14 protein-coding genes are annotated in these 16,023 nt (G+C 67.9%); 5 read left to right on the top strand and 9 right to left on the bottom strand.

Annotated features, from left to right (window positions below; all coding sequences use genetic code 11):
* Positions 1 to 21 precede the first annotated feature (21 nt).
* The 4 genes from AB0I14_RS06450 to hemE are packed head-to-tail and all read right to left on the bottom strand — an operon-like array spanning position 22 to position 3,924.
* Positions 22 to 765: a methyltransferase domain-containing protein gene (locus AB0I14_RS06450; RefSeq protein WP_358017618.1), complete on the bottom strand. Its 744-nt coding sequence runs from the start codon at positions 763 to 765 to the stop codon at positions 22 to 24.
* 45 nt (positions 766 to 810) lie between these two features.
* The gene (gene hemQ, locus AB0I14_RS06445; protein WP_358017615.1) at positions 811 to 1,506 is read right to left on the bottom strand and encodes a hydrogen peroxide-dependent heme synthase; all 696 of its coding nucleotides are present in this window, start codon (positions 1,504 to 1,506) and stop codon (positions 811 to 813) included.
* Between the two features lie 4 nt (positions 1,507 to 1,510).
* Positions 1,511 to 2,866 carry a protoporphyrinogen oxidase gene (locus tag AB0I14_RS06440; RefSeq protein ID WP_358017612.1) on the bottom strand — a complete coding sequence of 452 codons (1,356 nt, stop codon included), beginning with the start codon at positions 2,864 to 2,866 and terminating at the stop codon, positions 1,511 to 1,513.
* Positions 2,863 to 3,924, bottom strand: coding sequence for a uroporphyrinogen decarboxylase (hemE, locus tag AB0I14_RS06435; RefSeq protein WP_358017609.1), 1,062 nt, complete (start codon positions 3,922 to 3,924; stop codon positions 2,863 to 2,865). The genes AB0I14_RS06440 and hemE overlap by 4 nt, the downstream gene beginning before the upstream one ends.
* Positions 3,925 to 4,035: 111 nt before the next feature.
* Here hemE and AB0I14_RS06430 point away from each other — a divergent pair, with 111 nt between their 5' ends.
* On the top strand, positions 4,036 to 4,617 hold the full coding sequence (locus AB0I14_RS06430; RefSeq protein ID WP_358017606.1) for a DUF3000 domain-containing protein: 582 nt from the start codon (positions 4,036 to 4,038) through the stop codon (positions 4,615 to 4,617).
* A gap of 6 nt (positions 4,618 to 4,623) precedes the next feature.
* Positions 4,624 to 5,886, top strand: coding sequence for a ribonuclease D (locus AB0I14_RS06425; protein WP_358017603.1), 1,263 nt, complete (start codon positions 4,624 to 4,626; stop codon positions 5,884 to 5,886).
* A gap of 12 nt (positions 5,887 to 5,898) precedes the next feature.
* Here AB0I14_RS06425 and AB0I14_RS06420 read toward each other — a convergent pair whose 3' ends face one another.
* From AB0I14_RS06420 to nhaA, 3 genes are read right to left on the bottom strand one after another with little or no spacing between them, the layout of a single operon-like run.
* Complete coding sequence (locus AB0I14_RS06420) at positions 5,899 to 6,798, bottom strand: alpha/beta hydrolase (protein ID WP_358017600.1); 900 nt, start codon at positions 6,796 to 6,798, stop codon at positions 5,899 to 5,901.
* A gap of 16 nt (positions 6,799 to 6,814) precedes the next feature.
* Positions 6,815 to 8,728: a 1-deoxy-D-xylulose-5-phosphate synthase gene (gene dxs / locus AB0I14_RS06415; protein ID WP_358017597.1), complete on the bottom strand. Its 1,914-nt coding sequence runs from the start codon at positions 8,726 to 8,728 to the stop codon at positions 6,815 to 6,817.
* Positions 8,729 to 8,756: 28 nt separating this feature from the next.
* Positions 8,757 to 10,049, bottom strand: coding sequence for a Na+/H+ antiporter NhaA (gene nhaA / locus AB0I14_RS06410; protein WP_358017594.1), 1,293 nt, complete (start codon positions 10,047 to 10,049; stop codon positions 8,757 to 8,759).
* A 188-nt stretch (positions 10,050 to 10,237) separates the two neighbouring features.
* Here nhaA and AB0I14_RS06405 point away from each other — a divergent pair, with 188 nt between their 5' ends.
* Positions 10,238 to 11,326 carry a GGDEF domain-containing protein gene (locus AB0I14_RS06405; protein ID WP_358017591.1) on the top strand — a complete coding sequence of 363 codons (1,089 nt, stop codon included), beginning with the start codon at positions 10,238 to 10,240 and terminating at the stop codon, positions 11,324 to 11,326.
* Positions 11,327 to 11,345: 19 nt separating this feature from the next.
* Here the strand turns inward: AB0I14_RS06405 and AB0I14_RS06400 are convergent, their stop codons facing one another.
* Both AB0I14_RS06400 and AB0I14_RS06395 read right to left on the bottom strand, forming a co-directional pair.
* Positions 11,346 to 12,575, bottom strand: a complete 1,230-nt coding sequence (locus AB0I14_RS06400; RefSeq protein ID WP_358017588.1) for a class I SAM-dependent RNA methyltransferase — start codon at positions 12,573 to 12,575, stop codon at positions 11,346 to 11,348.
* A complete protein-coding gene (locus AB0I14_RS06395; protein WP_358017585.1) occupies positions 12,572 to 14,566 on the bottom strand; it encodes an APC family permease in 1,995 nt (664 codons plus the stop codon). The genes AB0I14_RS06400 and AB0I14_RS06395 overlap by 4 nt, the downstream gene beginning before the upstream one ends.
* A 107-nt stretch (positions 14,567 to 14,673) precedes the next feature.
* Here AB0I14_RS06395 and AB0I14_RS06390 point away from each other — a divergent pair, with 107 nt between their 5' ends.
* Positions 14,674 to 15,348 (top strand): TrkA family potassium uptake protein, encoded by a 675-nt coding sequence (locus AB0I14_RS06390; protein WP_358017582.1) that lies wholly within the window; start codon positions 14,674 to 14,676, stop codon positions 15,346 to 15,348.
* On the top strand, positions 15,348 to 16,016 hold the full coding sequence (locus AB0I14_RS06385; RefSeq protein ID WP_358017579.1) for a TrkA family potassium uptake protein: 669 nt from the start codon (positions 15,348 to 15,350) through the stop codon (positions 16,014 to 16,016). The genes AB0I14_RS06390 and AB0I14_RS06385 overlap by 1 nt, the downstream gene beginning before the upstream one ends.
* Positions 16,017 to 16,023: the final 7 nt, after the last annotated feature.

Here is a 16,023-nt window from a genome sequence, read left to right as displayed (position 1 = left end):
CGTCACGTCGAACGACGGAGATCAGTCCACCCGGGTGGCGTGGACTTCCCAGAACGGCATGTGCACCCGGCCGCCGACCAGCCACGGCTCGATCACGCGCAGCCGCTCCAGCAGTGGGGTCATCTGGTCGGCCATTTCCGGATTGCGGGCCGCCATCGCCTCGAAGACCTCGACGCTGACGTTGCCCTGATACGTGGTCGTCCCGAGATACGTGATCTCCCAACCGGCGTCGGGAAGCACCCCGCGGAAATCGTCGGCGGACATCGAGCGTGGCATCCTGAACCCGTTGACGTTGTGCTCACCGAACTCGTACATGTACAGGCGCGCACCGGGTTTGGTGGCGCGATGCAGTGCCCGCGCGTACGAGTTCTGCAGCTCGGGCTCGTCGGTGAAAACGTGGTAGAAGGCGGTGTCGACGACGGTGTCGAACTTTCCTTCCAGACCCTCCAGCTTCGTCGCGTCGGCCACCTGGAAATCAACGGTCACGCCGGCCTTGCGCGCGTTCTCCCTCGCCCGCTCGATCGCTGTCGGCGAGGCATCAATACCCGTGGCCGACAGGCCTTTTGACGCGTAGTGGATGGCGTGGTGACCGGGCCCGGTGCCGGGATCGAGCACAGCACCCCGGACAGCGCCCAGCGCGACGAGCTGCTGCACGACCGGCTGTGGTCCACCGATGTCCCACGGTGTGGCGGCAGGCAGTCCGTGCGCCGTCCGCTCGTCGCGGTACATCTCTTCGAAGTGATCGGATTCTTGCGGGGCAGTCATGTCCGCGAGGGTAGACCCGCGGACTGAAAGACCAGGTCAGTGCGCCTACGGCAGCTTGGCGACCAGATCCTCGACGCTGACCCGCGGGCCGGTGAAGAACGGGGTCTCCTCACGGGTGTGGCGACGGGCGTCGGTGGCCCGCAGATCGCGCATCAGATCGACGATGCGGTGCAGTTCGGGCGCCTCGAAGGCGAGGATCCACTCGTAGTCGCCGAGGGCGAACGCCGGCACCGTGTTGGCCCGCACATCCTTGTAGCCGCGGGCGGCCATGCCGTGCTCGGACAGCATCCGGCGGCGCTCCTCGTCGGGCAGCAGGTACCACTCGTAGGACCGCACGAACGGGTACACGCAGATGTAGTTGCCCGGCTCCTCGCCGGCGATGAAGGCCGGGACGTGGCTCTTGTTGAACTCGGCCGGCCGGTGCAGCGCCACGCCGCTCCACACCGGGTCGCTGATGCGGCCCAGTGCGGTGGTGCGGCGGAAGTCCGAATAGGTCGCCTGCAGCGCCTCGATGGTCTCGGCGTGGGTCCAGACCATGAAGTCGGCGTCGGCCCGCAGGCCGGCGACGTCATACAGGCCACGCACGGCCACTCCGCGCTCTTCCTGGGTCTTGAAGAATGCCGCGGCCTCCTCGATGACCGGGGTGCGTTCCTCGCCCAGTTCCCCGGGATTCACCGCGAACACCGAGAACATCAGGTAGCGGATGGTGGAGTTCAGTTCGTCGTAGTCGAGCTTGGCCATGCGCCTATCGTGCCACGCCGCTGCGCACCAGTTCCGCGGCCGCCCGAGTGGCGGTGCCCACACACGCCGGCACCCCGATCCCGTCGAGATAACCGCCGGCCACCGCGAGCGTCGGGGGCAGCCCGGCGCGCAGTTCGGCGACCAGATCACCGTGGCCCGGCCCGTACTGCGGCATCGCGTCGATCCAGCGGTGCACATGGCTGTCCACCGGATCCACCGCGACACCGAACAGCGCGTTGAGATCACGTGCCGACCACGCCAGCAGATCGTCATCGCCGGTGTTGGCGGCCATCTCATCGCCGTAACGGCCGAAGGACAGCCGCACCATCTCGACGTTCCCGCGCCGGCCCCACTTGCGCGAGGACATCGTGATCGCCTTGGCGTTGAGACGCTCCCCCGCGGCCACGAGCACACCCGATTGCTGGGGCAACGGTGTCCCGCCCGGCAGCGCCAGGGCCACCACCGCCGCCGACGCCACCCGGATGCGGCGGGCCGCGGCCGCCGTCCGCGGCGCGACGTGCTCGATCAGCGAGGGCAGGTGCGGCGCCTGGACCGCCAGCAGCACCGCATCGGCGTACCAGCTCGCACCCTCGTCGTCGAGCACCGACCAGCCGCGTCCGCGGCGATCCACCCGCACCGCGGTGACCTGGGCCCACCGCACGTCGGCCCGGCGGCGTAACTCCTCGAGCAGCACGGTGTAGCCGCCGTCGACCGCGCCGAACACCGGTGCGTTGGACGGCGGCGGCAGCGCCTCGCGCACCGCCTCGGTGAGGCTGCGGGCCCCGCGATCCAACGCGGCGGCGACCGACGGCACCGCCGAACGCACCCCGATCGTGGCCGATGACCCGGCGTACACGCCGGTGAGCAGAGGGTCGACGGACCGCGTCACCACTTGCGGGCCGAACCGGTCACCGACCAGCTCGGCGACCGACGGATCGGCGCCGGGCGTCCATTTCAGTGGCCGGGCGCGCTCGTCGAGGATGCGCGCCACGGTCTCGTCGTCCACGAGCCCGAGCAGCGACGACGCCTGCGCCGGAATACCCTGCACAGTGCCTTGCGGCAACTGATGGAGCCGCGCGCCGCTGTAGATCAGCGGGCGGGTACCGGTGGGGCTGAGCCGGCGGCCGGCCAGGCCGAGCTCGCCGAGCAGATCGAGCATCTCGGGCCTGCGCACGATGAACGCCTCGGCACCGACATCGAACGGCTGCCCGCCGACCCGTTCGGTCCGCAGCACGCCGCCGAGCCGGTCAGCCGGATCGAGCAGCGTGATCTGCGCCCGAGGTCCGGCCGCGAGCCTCAACCGATAAGCCGCGACGAGCCCTGAAATGCCGCCGCCGACAACACAATAGGAAGCACTCACAGGGAGTGCACCAGGGTCACCGCCTCGGTGATGATGCCGGGGTCGGTCGCCGGCAGCACACCGTGGCCCAGGTTGAAGACGTGACCGGCAGCTCCCGCGGCCACCGCGGCCTTCCCGTCGTCGACCACCCGGCGCACCGCCGCCTCGGCCACCGGCCAGCCCGCCAGCAACACCACCGGATCCAGGTTGCCCTGCAGGGCGGTGCCCGGTTTGACTCGGGCCGCGGCATCCACCAGCGAGGTGCGCCAGTCCACCCCGACCACGGTGGCCGGCACGGAACCCAACGCCTCCGACATCGCACCCAGCAGTTCTGCGGTGCCGACGCCGAAGTGCGTCATCGGCACGCCCGCCGCGGCCATCGTGGCGAACACCCGGGTGGTGTGCGGAAGCACGTAGGTGCGGTAATCCGCCAGCGACAGCGTCCCGGCCCAGGAGTCGAACACCTGAAGGGCATCCACCCCGGCGTCGACCTGGGCCTGCAGGAAGGCGATGGTCAGATCGGTCAGCGAGGACATCAGGGCGTGCCAGGTGGCCGACTCCCCCAGCATCATCGCCTTGGTGCGTTCGTGGTGACGGCTCGGACCGCCCTCGACCAGGTACGAGGCCAGCGTGAACGGGGCGCCCGCGAAGCCGATCAGCGGCACCTCACCCAGCTCGCGCACCAGCATCGAGACCGCTTCGGTGACGGGCGAGACCTGCGCCGGATCAAGCGGTTTCATGCCTTCGACATCGGCCAGCGTCCGGATCGGCTGTTCGATCACCGGGCCCACGTCGGGGACGATGTCCAGCCCGATCCCGGCGGCCTTCAACGGCACCACGATGTCGGAGAACAGGATCGCGGCGTCCACGCCGTGCCTGCGCACCGGCTGCAGCGTGATCTCGCAAACCAGTTCGGGGTCGAAGCAGGCCTCCAGCATGCGGTGCTGGGCACGCAGCGCACGATATTCCGGCAACGACCGGCCGGCCTGCCGCATGAACCACACCGGCACACGGTGCGGGGTGCGGCCGCTCGCGGCGGCAAGGTAGGGGGATTCGGGCAGCTCCCGGCGGGTACTCATCGGGTCCTATGGTGCCACGAGCCCTCTGACGCGGGCCGTTGCCGGTTCGTGACGGCCTCACTCCGGCGCGCCTGCGTACCGTCCTCGCCTTATCAGCTAGCGTCAAATGCCGTGACCTCTGCCGAACCGGCCCAGTTCCGGACGGCGGTGGCGGCGATGAGCGCCACCACCGTACGGCCGGAAATCGAGCTGGGTCCGATACGACCGCCCCAGCGGCTGGCGCCCTACAGCTATGCGCTGGGCGCCGAGGTTCGGCATCCTGAGACAACGGATGTCCCGGAGCGTTCCGAGGGTGACGCCTTCGGGCGGTTGATCCTGCTGCACGACCCCGAGGGCGCCGAGGCCTGGGACGGCACGATGCGGCTGGTCGCCTATATCCAGGCCGACCTGGACTCCAGCGAAGCCGTCGACCCGCTCCTGCCCGAGGTGGCCTGGAGCTGGCTGGTGGATGCCCTGGAAGCACGCGCCGAGCACGTCACCGCCCTCGGCGGCACCGTCACCGCCACCACCTCGGTACGCTACGGCGACATCTCCGGCCCTCCACGGGCTCACCAGCTCGAGCTGCGGGCCTCGTGGACCGCCACCGATCTGGAATTGGGGCCGCACGTGGAGGCATTCTGCGAAGTTCTCGAGCACGCTGCCGGGCTACCGCCCAGCGGCGTCACCGACCTGAATTCCCGTACGCGCGCGTAAAAAATGATGGACGACGACCCTCAAGTCTCGGCAGACCCAGACGCCACGGAGCCCGAAGAGGCCGAAGCGACCCCGCTGCTCTCCCCCGCCGACGGAGTACCCGAGATTTGCGTCACGGCCGGTGAAATTTCATCTGCAGCAACATCTCTGGCGAAAGGCCGCGGTCCGTTCGCGATCGACGCGGAACGCGCATCGGGCTTCCGTTACTCCAACCGCGCGTACCTGGTGCAGATCCGCCGCTCCGGTTCCGGCACCGCACTGATCGACCCGGTCAACCACGGCGGCTCCCCGATCGACGCGATGGCGCCGGTGGCCGATGCCCTGTCCCAGGACGAATGGGTGCTGCACGCCGCCGACCAGGACCTGCCATGCCTGTCCGAGATCGGCCTGCGCCCTGGCAAGCTGTACGACACCGAACTGGCCGGCCGGCTGGCCGGTTTCGAGCGGGTCAACCTCGCCGCGATGGTGCAGCGGTTGCTCGGCCTGCAGTTGATGAAGGGCCACGGCGCAGCCGACTGGTCCAAGCGCCCGCTACCGCAAGAATGGCTCAACTACGCCGCCCTGGACGTCGAGGTGCTGGTGGAACTGCGCAACGCGATCGCCGCGGTGCTCGAAGAGCAGGGCAAAACCGATTGGGCAGCAGAGGAATTCGAGTACCTGCGCACCTATGTCGCACAACCCACCCGGCGTGACCGCTGGCGGCGCACCTCCGGTATCCACAAGGTGCGCAACCCGCAGGCGCTGTCGGCCGTACGCGAGTTGTGGACCACCCGCGACACCATCGCCCGCGGCCGCGACATCGCACCCGGACGGATCCTGCCCGACGCCGCGATCATCAACGCCGCCACGACCGACCCCAAGACGGTCGACGAACTGATCGCGCTACCCGTCTTCGGCGGCTCCAAACAGCGCAAGAGCGCGAAGGTCTGGCTGGACGCGCTGGCCCGGGCCAGGGACAACACCGACCTGCCCGAGGCCAACGAGGCCCAGAGCGGTCCGCCACCTGCGGCGCGGTGGGCCAGACGTAAACCGGAAGCCGCGGCCCGCCTCGAAGCCGCCCGGGCCGGTCTGGCCGAATTGTCGCAGCGGTTCTCGGTGCCCGCCGAGAACCTCATCACCCCGGAAGTGGTGCGCCGACTCTGCTGGGATTGGCATCCGGTCGGCGATGTGGCCACCGCAGTGGAGGAATTCCTCGTCGAGGCGAACGTCCGACCGTGGCAGCGGGAGCTGACGGTGCCCGTGCTGACCGTCGCACTCAGTACCGACTGAACGCCCGACGATTCACCCGCCCACCCGGTCGATGTGGGCCAGGAAATACGTCAGCACTCCCTGCGGATCCTCGATCTGCGGCCAGTGCGCGATGTCGTCGGCGAGCATCACCACGTCGGGATCGGGAATGACCTCGAGGTAGCGCTTGGCCATGTGCCGCCCCGAGTTCGGGTCCGACGGCCCGTCGATCAGCCGCATCGACACATCGGTCGCCCGCATGGCCCGCACCCACCGATTGCGGTGGATGTAGCGGTCGTTTACGAACCGGCCGACTTTGTGAACGACCCGCTTGCCGTCGTTGTATTCCAGGATCTGGTGGAACTTCTCCATCAGCTGCGGCGACGGTTTTGTGTTGACCCCGAACATTTCCCTGATGGTGGGCTCCACGAGCCGACGCGACAGCCGGCTGCCCTGCAGCGGACTCATGATGTCGCCCAACGGGGTTCGCGACATCGCCTTCTGAAGCAGCCGTGGCGTGTAGGCCTCGTTGAACAGCCCGCCGTTGAGCCAGGTGATCGACTCGATGTCCAGTGCCCCGTAGGACCGGTCACCGAACTCGTGCCGGGCCAGCAGTTCCTGGCCCACCGAATCACCCAGGTCGTGAGCCAGAATGTGGGCGTTGCCGACGCCGAGGTGATCCAGCAGCGCCTCGTGCATGTCGGCGTGGTCGGGCACCGTGTACCCATAGGCGACCGGCTTGTCGGAGAACCCCATCCCGATCATGTCCGGCGCGATGACGGTGAACCGTTCGGTCAACGTGGGCCAGATCAGCGACCAATCCCAAGAGTTGAACGGATAGCCGTGGATGAGAAGCAGATTCGGTCCACTTCCCTCGACCCGGTAGAAGATGTCGAAGCCCAGGTAGTCGAAGAACTGCCCGGCGTCCTTCCAGTTCTGCAGTTCGGCGTCCATGTCTGCAGCCTAGGAGCTAATCGACCTGGTGGCTGACTTCCCGATCGCCCACCGGTGCACCGATCGCGGCGATCCACCCGGTGATCTGGCGGGCGATGTGCTGGTCGGTCAGACCGACCGCGGCGAGCACCTCGCCACGCGAGGCGTGCTCCTGGAACACCTGCGGGACACCGAGATCCCGGCACGGCACGTCGATCTCGGCGTGGCGCAGTGCCGCCGACACCGAAGAGCCGATACCGCCGTGTACGCCGTTGTCCTCGACCGTGACCACCAGTTTGTGACGGCGGGCCAGCTCACCGACGGCTTCCGGAACCGGTAGCACCCAGCGCGGATCCACCACCGTGACACCGATGCCCTGGTTGCGCAGCCGCTCGGCGACCGCAAGCGCCATCGACGCGAACGAGCCCACTGCGACCAGCAGCACGTCCTCGGTCAGACCCTGCGCCGGGACGGCGAGCACGTCGACCCCACCGCGCCGCTGGAGCGCCGGAATATCGTCGCCCACATCACCTTTGGGGAACCGGAGAGCCGTCGGGCCGTCATTGACCGCCAGCGCCTCGCCGAGCTCTTCCCGCAGGCTGGCACCGTCGCGGGGGGCGGCGACCCGGATACCCGGGATGATGCCGAGGACCGACAGGTCCCAGACCCCGTTGTGGCTGGCCCCGTCGGGCCCGGTGACACCGGCCCGGTCCAGCACCATCGTGACCGGCAGCTTGTGCAGCGCCACATCCATCATCAGCTGGTCGAACGCCCGGTTGAGGAACGTGGAGTAGAGGGCCACGACCGGATGCAGGCCGCCCATGGCCAGGCCGGCGGCCGAGGTCATGGCGTGCTGCTCGGCGATGCCCACGTCGAAGAACCTGTCCGGGAACCGATCCCGGAACGCGCTCAGACCCGTCGGCCCCGGCATGGCCGCGGTGATCGCCACGACATCGCGGCGTTTGGTGCCGATCTTGACCAGCTCGTCGGAGAACACCGACGTCCAACCGGGGGCCGAAGCCTTCGTCGGCAGTCCCGTCTCCGGGTCGATGACGCCGCAGGCGTGCATCTGATCGGCCTCGTCGTTCTCGGCATGTGCGTAGCCCATGCCCTTGCGGGTCACCACGTGCACGATCACCGGAGCGTTGAAGCCACGGGCGTTGCGCAGCGCGGTCTCCACCGCGTGCTCGTCGTGACCGTCGATCGGGCCGACGTACTTGATGCCCAGATCGGTGAACATGACCTGCGGGGCGACCGCGTCCTTGATGCCGGCCTTGATGCTGTGCATGCACTGGTAGCAGAACTCGCCCACGACGGGCAGCCCGCGGACGGCCTTGCGGCCCTCTTCCAGGATCCGCTCGTAGGCCGGCTGCAGCCGCAGACCGGCGAGGTGGTCGGCGAAGCCGCCGATGGTGGGCGCGTAGCTGCGGCCGTTGTCGTTGACGACGATGACCACCGGCCGACCACCCGTGGCGATGTTGTTCAGCGCCTCCCAGCACATGCCGCCGGTCAAGGCGCCGTCACCGACGACCGCCACCACGTGGCGATTGCGGTGCCCAGTCAACTCGAAGGCTTTCGCCAGACCGTCGGCATAGGACAGCGCCGTGCTGGCGTGGCTGGACTCCACCCAGTCGTGCTCGCTCTCGCTGCGCGACGGGTACCCCGACAGGCCGTCTTTGCACCGCAGGGTGTCGAAATCCTGTGCGCGCCCGGTCAGCATCTTGTGGACGTAGGCCTGATGGCCGGTGTCGAAGATGATCGGATCGTGCGGCGAATCGAACACGCGATGCAGCGCCAAGGTGAGTTCGACGACACCCAGATTGGGGCCAAGATGTCCACCGGTTGCAGCGACCTTGTGGATCAGGAACTGACGGATTTCCTGTGCCAAATCAGTCAGCTCGGACTGTGACAGGTGCTGCAGATCAGCGGGACCGCGGACCTGTTCAAGCATCCAGCCAGTGTACGCACGCATCCCGAGGTCAGTCCTGCCGAGGCTGATAGACATCGGGCACACCGTCGTGGTCGGCATCGACGGTCTCCAACTGGTGAATGCGGCGATATGCGGCGTTGCGCGACACCAGAACCACCGACGCGAGCAGGCCGGCCACCACCGATCCGGTGACCACCGCGATCTTGACGTCATCGTCGGCAACGCTGCCATGCCCGAACGCCAGCTCGCCGATGAGCAGCGACACCGTGAACCCGATCCCGGCCAGCAATGCGACGCCGAGCACGTCGCGCCAGGCAAGGTCCTCGTCGAGGCTCGCGTGGGTGAAACGGGCCAACAGATACGTGGTCCCCAGCACGCCGATGGGCTTGCCGAGCACCAGGCCGGCGATCACGCCGATGGTCACCGGATGCGACAGCGCCTCGGTGAAGCCCGACCACCCGCCGACTGTCACGCCCGACGCGAAGAACGCGAACACCGGCACGGCGAATCCCGCCGAGAGCGGCCGTACGAGGTGTTCGAAGTGCTCGGCCGACGCGTGGCGGCCCAGCACCGGAACAGTGAAACCGAGCACCACACCGGCCACCGTGGCGTGCACGCCACTGGCATGCACGAGCGCCCAGGCCAGAATGGCCGGTGGCATCAGGATCCACCACTGACGTGCACCCCGCTGCACCGCGAACGCATATACCGCGATCGGGATCAGCGCCCCGGCCAACGGTCCGAGCGACACGTGATCGGTGAAGAAGACCGCGATGACGGTGATGGCCAGCAGATCGTCGACCACCGCCAGCGTCAACAGGAAGATCCGCAGCGCCGTGGGCAGGTGCGTGGACACCACGGCCAGCACAGCGAGCGCGAAGGCGATGTCGGTGGCGATCGGCACGGCCCACCCGTCGATGTTCTCCGGATGGCCCGAGAACAGGTTGATGCCGACGAAGATCGCCGCGGGCACCACCATGCCGCCGACTGCCGCCGCGATAGGCAGTGCGGCACGGGCCGGGTCCCTCAGATCCCCCGCGACGAACTCGCGTTTGAGTTCCACGCCCACGACGAAGAAGAAGATCGCCAGCAGACCGTCGGCCGCCCAGGCCGACAGACTCAGATCGAGGTGCAGGGACTGCGGGCCGACGACGAACTCCGAGAGTCGGTGATAGCCGCTCGACCACGGAGAATTGGCCCACACCAGCGCCGCGCCCGCGGCGGCCATCAGCAACGCGCCGCCGACTGTCTCGGTGCGCAGCAGCTCCGAGACCCGCTGCCACTCCGGCCATGACCCGCGCGCCAGCAGACGTCGGCTGCTGTGTTCACGGCGGTTGCTCATTGGGCTCCTGGGGTCAGCATGCATCGAACGCCGACCAGACTTCCCGGCACACCTGCGGTTCACGCTAACAGGTGCGGTACGTGAGCAAATATTGACGAAGTCCGTGGCAGCGCCTCAAACGGGCGGCAAAACGCCGACCATCATGATTACGTAAGGTGTAGACGAAGTCGATTACTCCGGGGTGCGGGTTGAGTCCATTCGATCACTATTACGCGCGTACCGCCCTGCTTGCTGCGCAGGGCAAGCGCGCCCGGATGCAGCGCCTTATCGGGGTCACCATCATCGGGTTGAGTCTGGTCCCTCTGCTGTTGCTGGTCAGCCCGAAGGGTCCGCACGGCGGCCTCCAGTACGTGGCGGTGGCCGTGGCCATCGGCGGGCTGACCCTGGCGCAGTGGTGGTGGCGGCGGCAATGGCCCAGCCGCACCCAGTCGTGGACCGTCGTGTCCATCGGCACGGCCTGTATCGGTGCAACCTGCATCCTGCTGGTGGACCCGGTCGTCGGCCTCATGGGTTCCAGTTCGTTGAGCCTGATCACCGCCTACACGGCATTCCTGCACAGCCGCCGGGTGCTGCACCTGACCTGGGCGGCCTCCGGCGTGATAGTGGCCTTCCTGGGCGTGCGGGTGGCGCTGACGGACGTCTGGCTGGGTGTGGTGGGCACGCTGGTGGCAGTGCTGGTGATCCTCAGCACCTCGGCGTTGTGCCGGATGGCCGTCGAGTTGATCGAACCCGACGGCGTCCAGCACCCGGGCGAGATCGACCCGCTGACCGGTCTGCTCAACCGCGAGGGATTCGACATGCACACCGCCACGATGCTGGGCTCCCACAGCCGCCACGACGATCAATACCTGGTGGTCGTGGCGGTCGGGATCGATGACATGGCGCTGCTCAGCGACATGGACGGCAGCCACAGCACGTTGCACGCCCGCGTCGCCGTCGCCCAGGCGATCCGCGAGACCGTGCGCCACAAGGTCCCGCTGGCCCATGTGTCCGACAGCGAATTCCTGATCGCCGACGTGTTCAAGACCAACGATCCCTCACCGCTGGTCAACCGGATCCGCATGGCGATCACCACCACGCCCATGCGGCTGACCGCCAGCATCGGCACGGCGTGCAGCCAACTGCGCCCGCTGACCGAGCTGCCGACCCAGCAGATCGTCGACGCCCTCGTGGCACTGGCCGACACCGCGATGAACCAGTCGAAGGACCAGGGCGGCAACCGCGCGACCTACGCGCACTTCCCCACCCCGACGATGGGCCCCGACGGTCAGGAGTGAGCCGGGCGCGTCCGTCGGCTCAGCGCGTCAGCACCGCGATGCACTCCACATGGTGGGTGAGCGGGAAGGAATCGAACACCCGCAACTCCTCCACGGCGTAACCGTGCCGCAGATACAGCCCCACGTCACGCGCGAACGAGGCCGCCTCACAACCGATGTGGATGACTCTCGGCACCTCGGTGGCCGCCAGTGCGTCGATCACCTCGCGGCCGGCGCCGGTGCGCGGCGGATCGAGCACCACGACGTCGGGACGTCCCGACTGCGCGGCCAGAGCCCGACGAACCGAATCGGTGACCACCGAGACCCAGGGCAGGTCGGCCAGCGCGCTGCGTGCCGCACGTGATGCTCCCCGGGACGTGTCGACGGTCAGCACCCGTCCGTCCGGCCCGACCTGTTCGGCCAGCGCCGCGGCGAACACCCCGGCCCCGCCGTACAGATCCCACGCCGTCTGGCCTGGCTGCAGCCCTGACCAATCGGCCACCAGCCCGCTGTAGAGGGCGCCCGCGTCGCGGTGGGCCTGCCAGAACGCCGTCACCGGCAGCATCCACTGCCGCCCGCCGATGCGCTGCACCGCTTCGTAATCACCCTCGATGACGCGCGTGGCATTTTTGGGACCGCCCGCGCGGCTGCCTTTACGGCCGGTCGCCTTGGGACCTGATTGCACGACGTGTCTGCGGCCGTCGGAATCCAGCACCGCATGCACATGCGCGCCCGGGGTCCAGCGCATCTCGGCCAGTCCATCGGTCAGCTCGGCAGGCAGTTGTCCGCAGTCGAGATCGGTGACCAACTCGGCGCTGTGGTAGCGGTGGAATCCGGCCCGGCCGTCGGCAGTGGTGTCCAGCCGCACCCGGGTCCGCCAGCCGGTTACCTCACCGGCACCGACCGGTTCGGCCACGGGCGGCTCGTCGCGCTGCTCATCGCGCCAGGTGTATCCGCCCAGCCTGGCCAACTGGTTGGCCACCACCGAGCCCTTGAGCCGCCGCGCCGCACCCGGCTCGGCGAATGCCAGATCGCAGCACCCGGCACCGTCGACGCCGGCGATACGGCACAGTGAAGCGACCCGATCCGGTGAAGGATCGATCACCTCGACAACCTCTGCGTGCCAATATGATCCGCGTTCGTCGAGCACCTTGACCCGCACCGTCTCGCCGGGCAGGGCGTAGCGGACGAACACCACGCGGCCGTCGTGGCGGGCCACGCAACTGCCGCCGTTGGCCGCCGGGCCCGTGGTCAGCGTGAGTTCGGTCATTCCAGGAATCCTCTGCGTGCATCACCCGGGGTGACGCGCGGCTGCAGCGCCTTCAACCGTTCCGACGAATTCAATTGCCACGGAACCGAAGTCACCATCACGTTGGGCATGAACAACAGCCGGCCCTTGAGCCGCAACGCGCTCTGATTGTGCAGCACCTGTTCCCACCAGTGCCCCACCACGTATTCGGGGATGAACACCGTCACCACAGTGCGCGGCGATTCCTTGGTCACCCGTTTGACGTAATCCAGTACCGGCCGGGTGATTTCGCGGTAGGGCGAAGCGATCACCTTCAACGGCACGCTGATGTCGCTGTCCTCCCACTGGTGCACCAGAGCGCGGGTCTCGGCGTCGTCGACGCTGACCGTGATCGCCTCCAGTACGTCCGGCCGGGTGGCCCGCGCATAGGCCAGCGCCCGCTTGGTCGGCAGATGCAGCTTCGAGACCAGGACCACCGCGTGGTTGCGGCTCGGCAGGACGATGTCGCCCTCGTCCTCGTCTTCCTTCTCGAGCTCGCGGGCCACAGTGTCGTAGTGCTTGTGGATCAGCTTCATGATCACGAAAAGGGCGCCCATCGCCAGGATCGCGATCCACGCACCGGCGAGGAACTTGGTCACCACCACGACCACCAGCACCGTGCCGGTGGCGGTCAGACCGATCGCGTTGATGACGCGCGAGCGCATCATGTGCCGGCGTTGGGCCGGATCGGTTTCGGTGCGCAACAACCGGGTCCAGTGCCGGACCATGCCGATCTGACTGAGCGTGAACGACACGAACACGCCGACGATGTAGAGCTGGATCAGCGCGGTCACCTCGGCGCGGAAGGCCACCACGAACGCGATCGCGGCGAAGGCCAGGAACAGGATGCCGTTGGAGAACGCCAGCCGGTCACCCCGGGTGTGCAGCTGCCGCGGCAGGAAACGGTCCTGGGCCAGGATCGATCCGAGCACCGGGAATCCGTTGAACGCGGTATTGGCGGCGAGCATCAGGATCAGCGCGGTCACCCCCGCGATCAGGAACAGGCCCACCGGGAAGTTGTGGAACACCGCATCGGCGAGCTGGGCGATCAGCGTCTTCTGGTCGTAATCCGGAGGCGCACCGATCAACTGCTCATGCGGGCGTTCGGCCATCTTCACCCCGGTGGCCTTGGCCAGCAGGATGATGCCCATCAGCAGGCTCACCGAGATCACCCCGAGCAGCAGAAGGGTGGTTGCCGCGTTACGCGACTTGGGCTTCCGGAACGCCGGTACGCCGTTGCTGATCGCTTCGACACCGGTCAGCGCTGCCGAGCCCGAGGAAAACGCCCGGGCCACCAGGAACACCAGCGCGAAACCGAGCACCTCGCCGTGTTCGGGATGCATCTCGAAGCCGGCGGACTCCGCCCGCAGTGGATGGCCCAGAACGTAGATCTGGAACAGACCCCAGCCCAGCATGATGTACATGCCGATCATGAACGCGTAGGTGGGAATGGCGAACGCCGTGCCCGACTCCCGCAGCCCGCGCAGGTTCATCGAGGCCAGCAACAGGATCGCCACCACCGCGAAGATCACCTTGTGCTGGCCGATGAACGGCACCGCCGAGCCGATGTTCGACATCGCCGAGGACATCGACACCGCAACGGTCAGCACGTAATCCACCATCAGCGCACTGGCCACCGTCAGCCCCGCGGTGGGCCCGAGGTTCGTGGTGACGACCTCGTAGTCACCGCCGCCGGACGGATAGGCATGCACGTTCTGCCGGTAACTGGCGATCACGATCAGCATGACGCCCGCCACCGCCAGGCCGATCCAGGGAGTGAGCGAGTAGGCCGTCAGCCCCGCCACCGAGAGCACCAGGAAGACCTCTTCCGGCGCGTAGGCGACCGACGACAACGCGTCGGAGGCGAACACCGGCAGGGCGATCCGTTTGGGCAACAGGGTGTGCGAGAGCTTGTCGCTGCGGAACGGTCGCCCGAGGACCAGACGGCGCGTCGCCGTCGAAAGCTTGGACACGAGAGCCAAGACTAAGCCCGAACGCGAAAAGTCGTCACAAAGCTGTAGCGTTCGAGTGCAACGGATAGGCGCAACTGCGCTCCTCTGCCACCGGAAAGGACCGTCGGGTGCGTGTAGTCGTCATGGGGTGCGGCCGGGTGGGCGCGTCTCTCGCAGACAGCCTGGCCCGCATCGGCCACGAGGTGGCGGTCATCGACCGCGACAGCACCGCGTTCCACCGGCTCTCACCGGAGTTCGCCGGTGAACGTGTGCTCGGCATGGGCTTCGACCGCGACGTGCTGCTGCGCGCCGGCATCGAGGAGGCCGGTGCGTTCGCCGCGGTGTCCTCGGGTGACAACTCCAACATCATCTCGGCCCGGGTGGCCCGCGAGACGTTCGGCGTCGAGCGCGTGGTGGCGCGTATCTACGACGCCAAGCGTGCCGCGGTCTACGAGCGGCTGGGCATCCCCACCGTGGCCACGGTGCCGTGGACCACCGACCGTCTGCTCAACGTGCTGACCAGGGAGACCGAGACCACCAAGTGGCGGGACCCGTCAGGCAACGTGGGCGTGGCCGAACTTCCGCTGCACCAGGATTGGGCCGGGCACCTGGCCACCGACCTGGAGGCCGCCACGGGTGGCCGGGTGGCCTTCATGATCCGGTTCGGCAACGGCTACCTGCCCGAACCGAAGACCGTGATCCAGGCCGGCGATCAGGTGTACATGGCCGCGGTATCCGGACACATCGCCGAGGCGCTGGCCATCGCGGCACTGCCACCGAGCGAGGACTTGGAGTCTCACTGATGAAAGTTGCCATCGCCGGGGCCGGGGCCGTGGGCCGCTCCATCGCCCGCGAGTTGCTTGAGAACAACCATGACGTGACGCTGCTGGAGCGCAATCCCACCCACATCGACGTCGACGCCATCCCGGCCGCGCACTGGCTGCTGGGCGATGCCTGTGAGTTGACCGTGATGGAGTCGGTCAAGCTCGAGGAATTCGACGTGGTGATCGCGGCGACCGGTGACGACAAGGTCAACGTCGTGGTCAGCCTGCTGGCCAAGACCGAGTTCGCGGTTCCACGCGTGGTGGCCCGCGTCAACGATCCCCGCAACGAGTGGCTGTTCGACGAGAACTGGGGTGTGGACGTGGCGGTGTCGACGCCGCGCATGCTCGCCTCGCTCGTCGAGGAGGCTGTCGCGGTCGGCGATCTGGTGCGCCTGATGGAGTTCCGCAAGGGGCAGGCCAACCTGGTCGAGATCACGCTGCCCGACGACACCCCGTGGGGCGGCAAGCCCGTCAAGCGGCTCGAGCTGCCCCGTGACACTGCACTGGTGACCATCCTGCGCGGAGCGCGGGTGATCGTGCCCGAATCCGATGACCCTCTTGAGGGTGGAGACGAGTTGCTGTTCGTCGCCATCACCGAGTCCGAGGACGAACTGCGCGAGCTGCTGCTGCGTCCGGTGCCGCGGTAGGGCGACG

It is taken from the genome of Mycobacterium sp. NPDC050441 (genome assembly GCF_040655355.1).
In the GTDB taxonomy this organism is placed as follows: Bacteria; Actinomycetota; Actinomycetes; order Mycobacteriales; family Mycobacteriaceae; genus Mycobacterium.
Note: the sequence above shows the minus strand (reverse complement) of the source record. Positions and strands in the feature narration are given on the sequence as shown.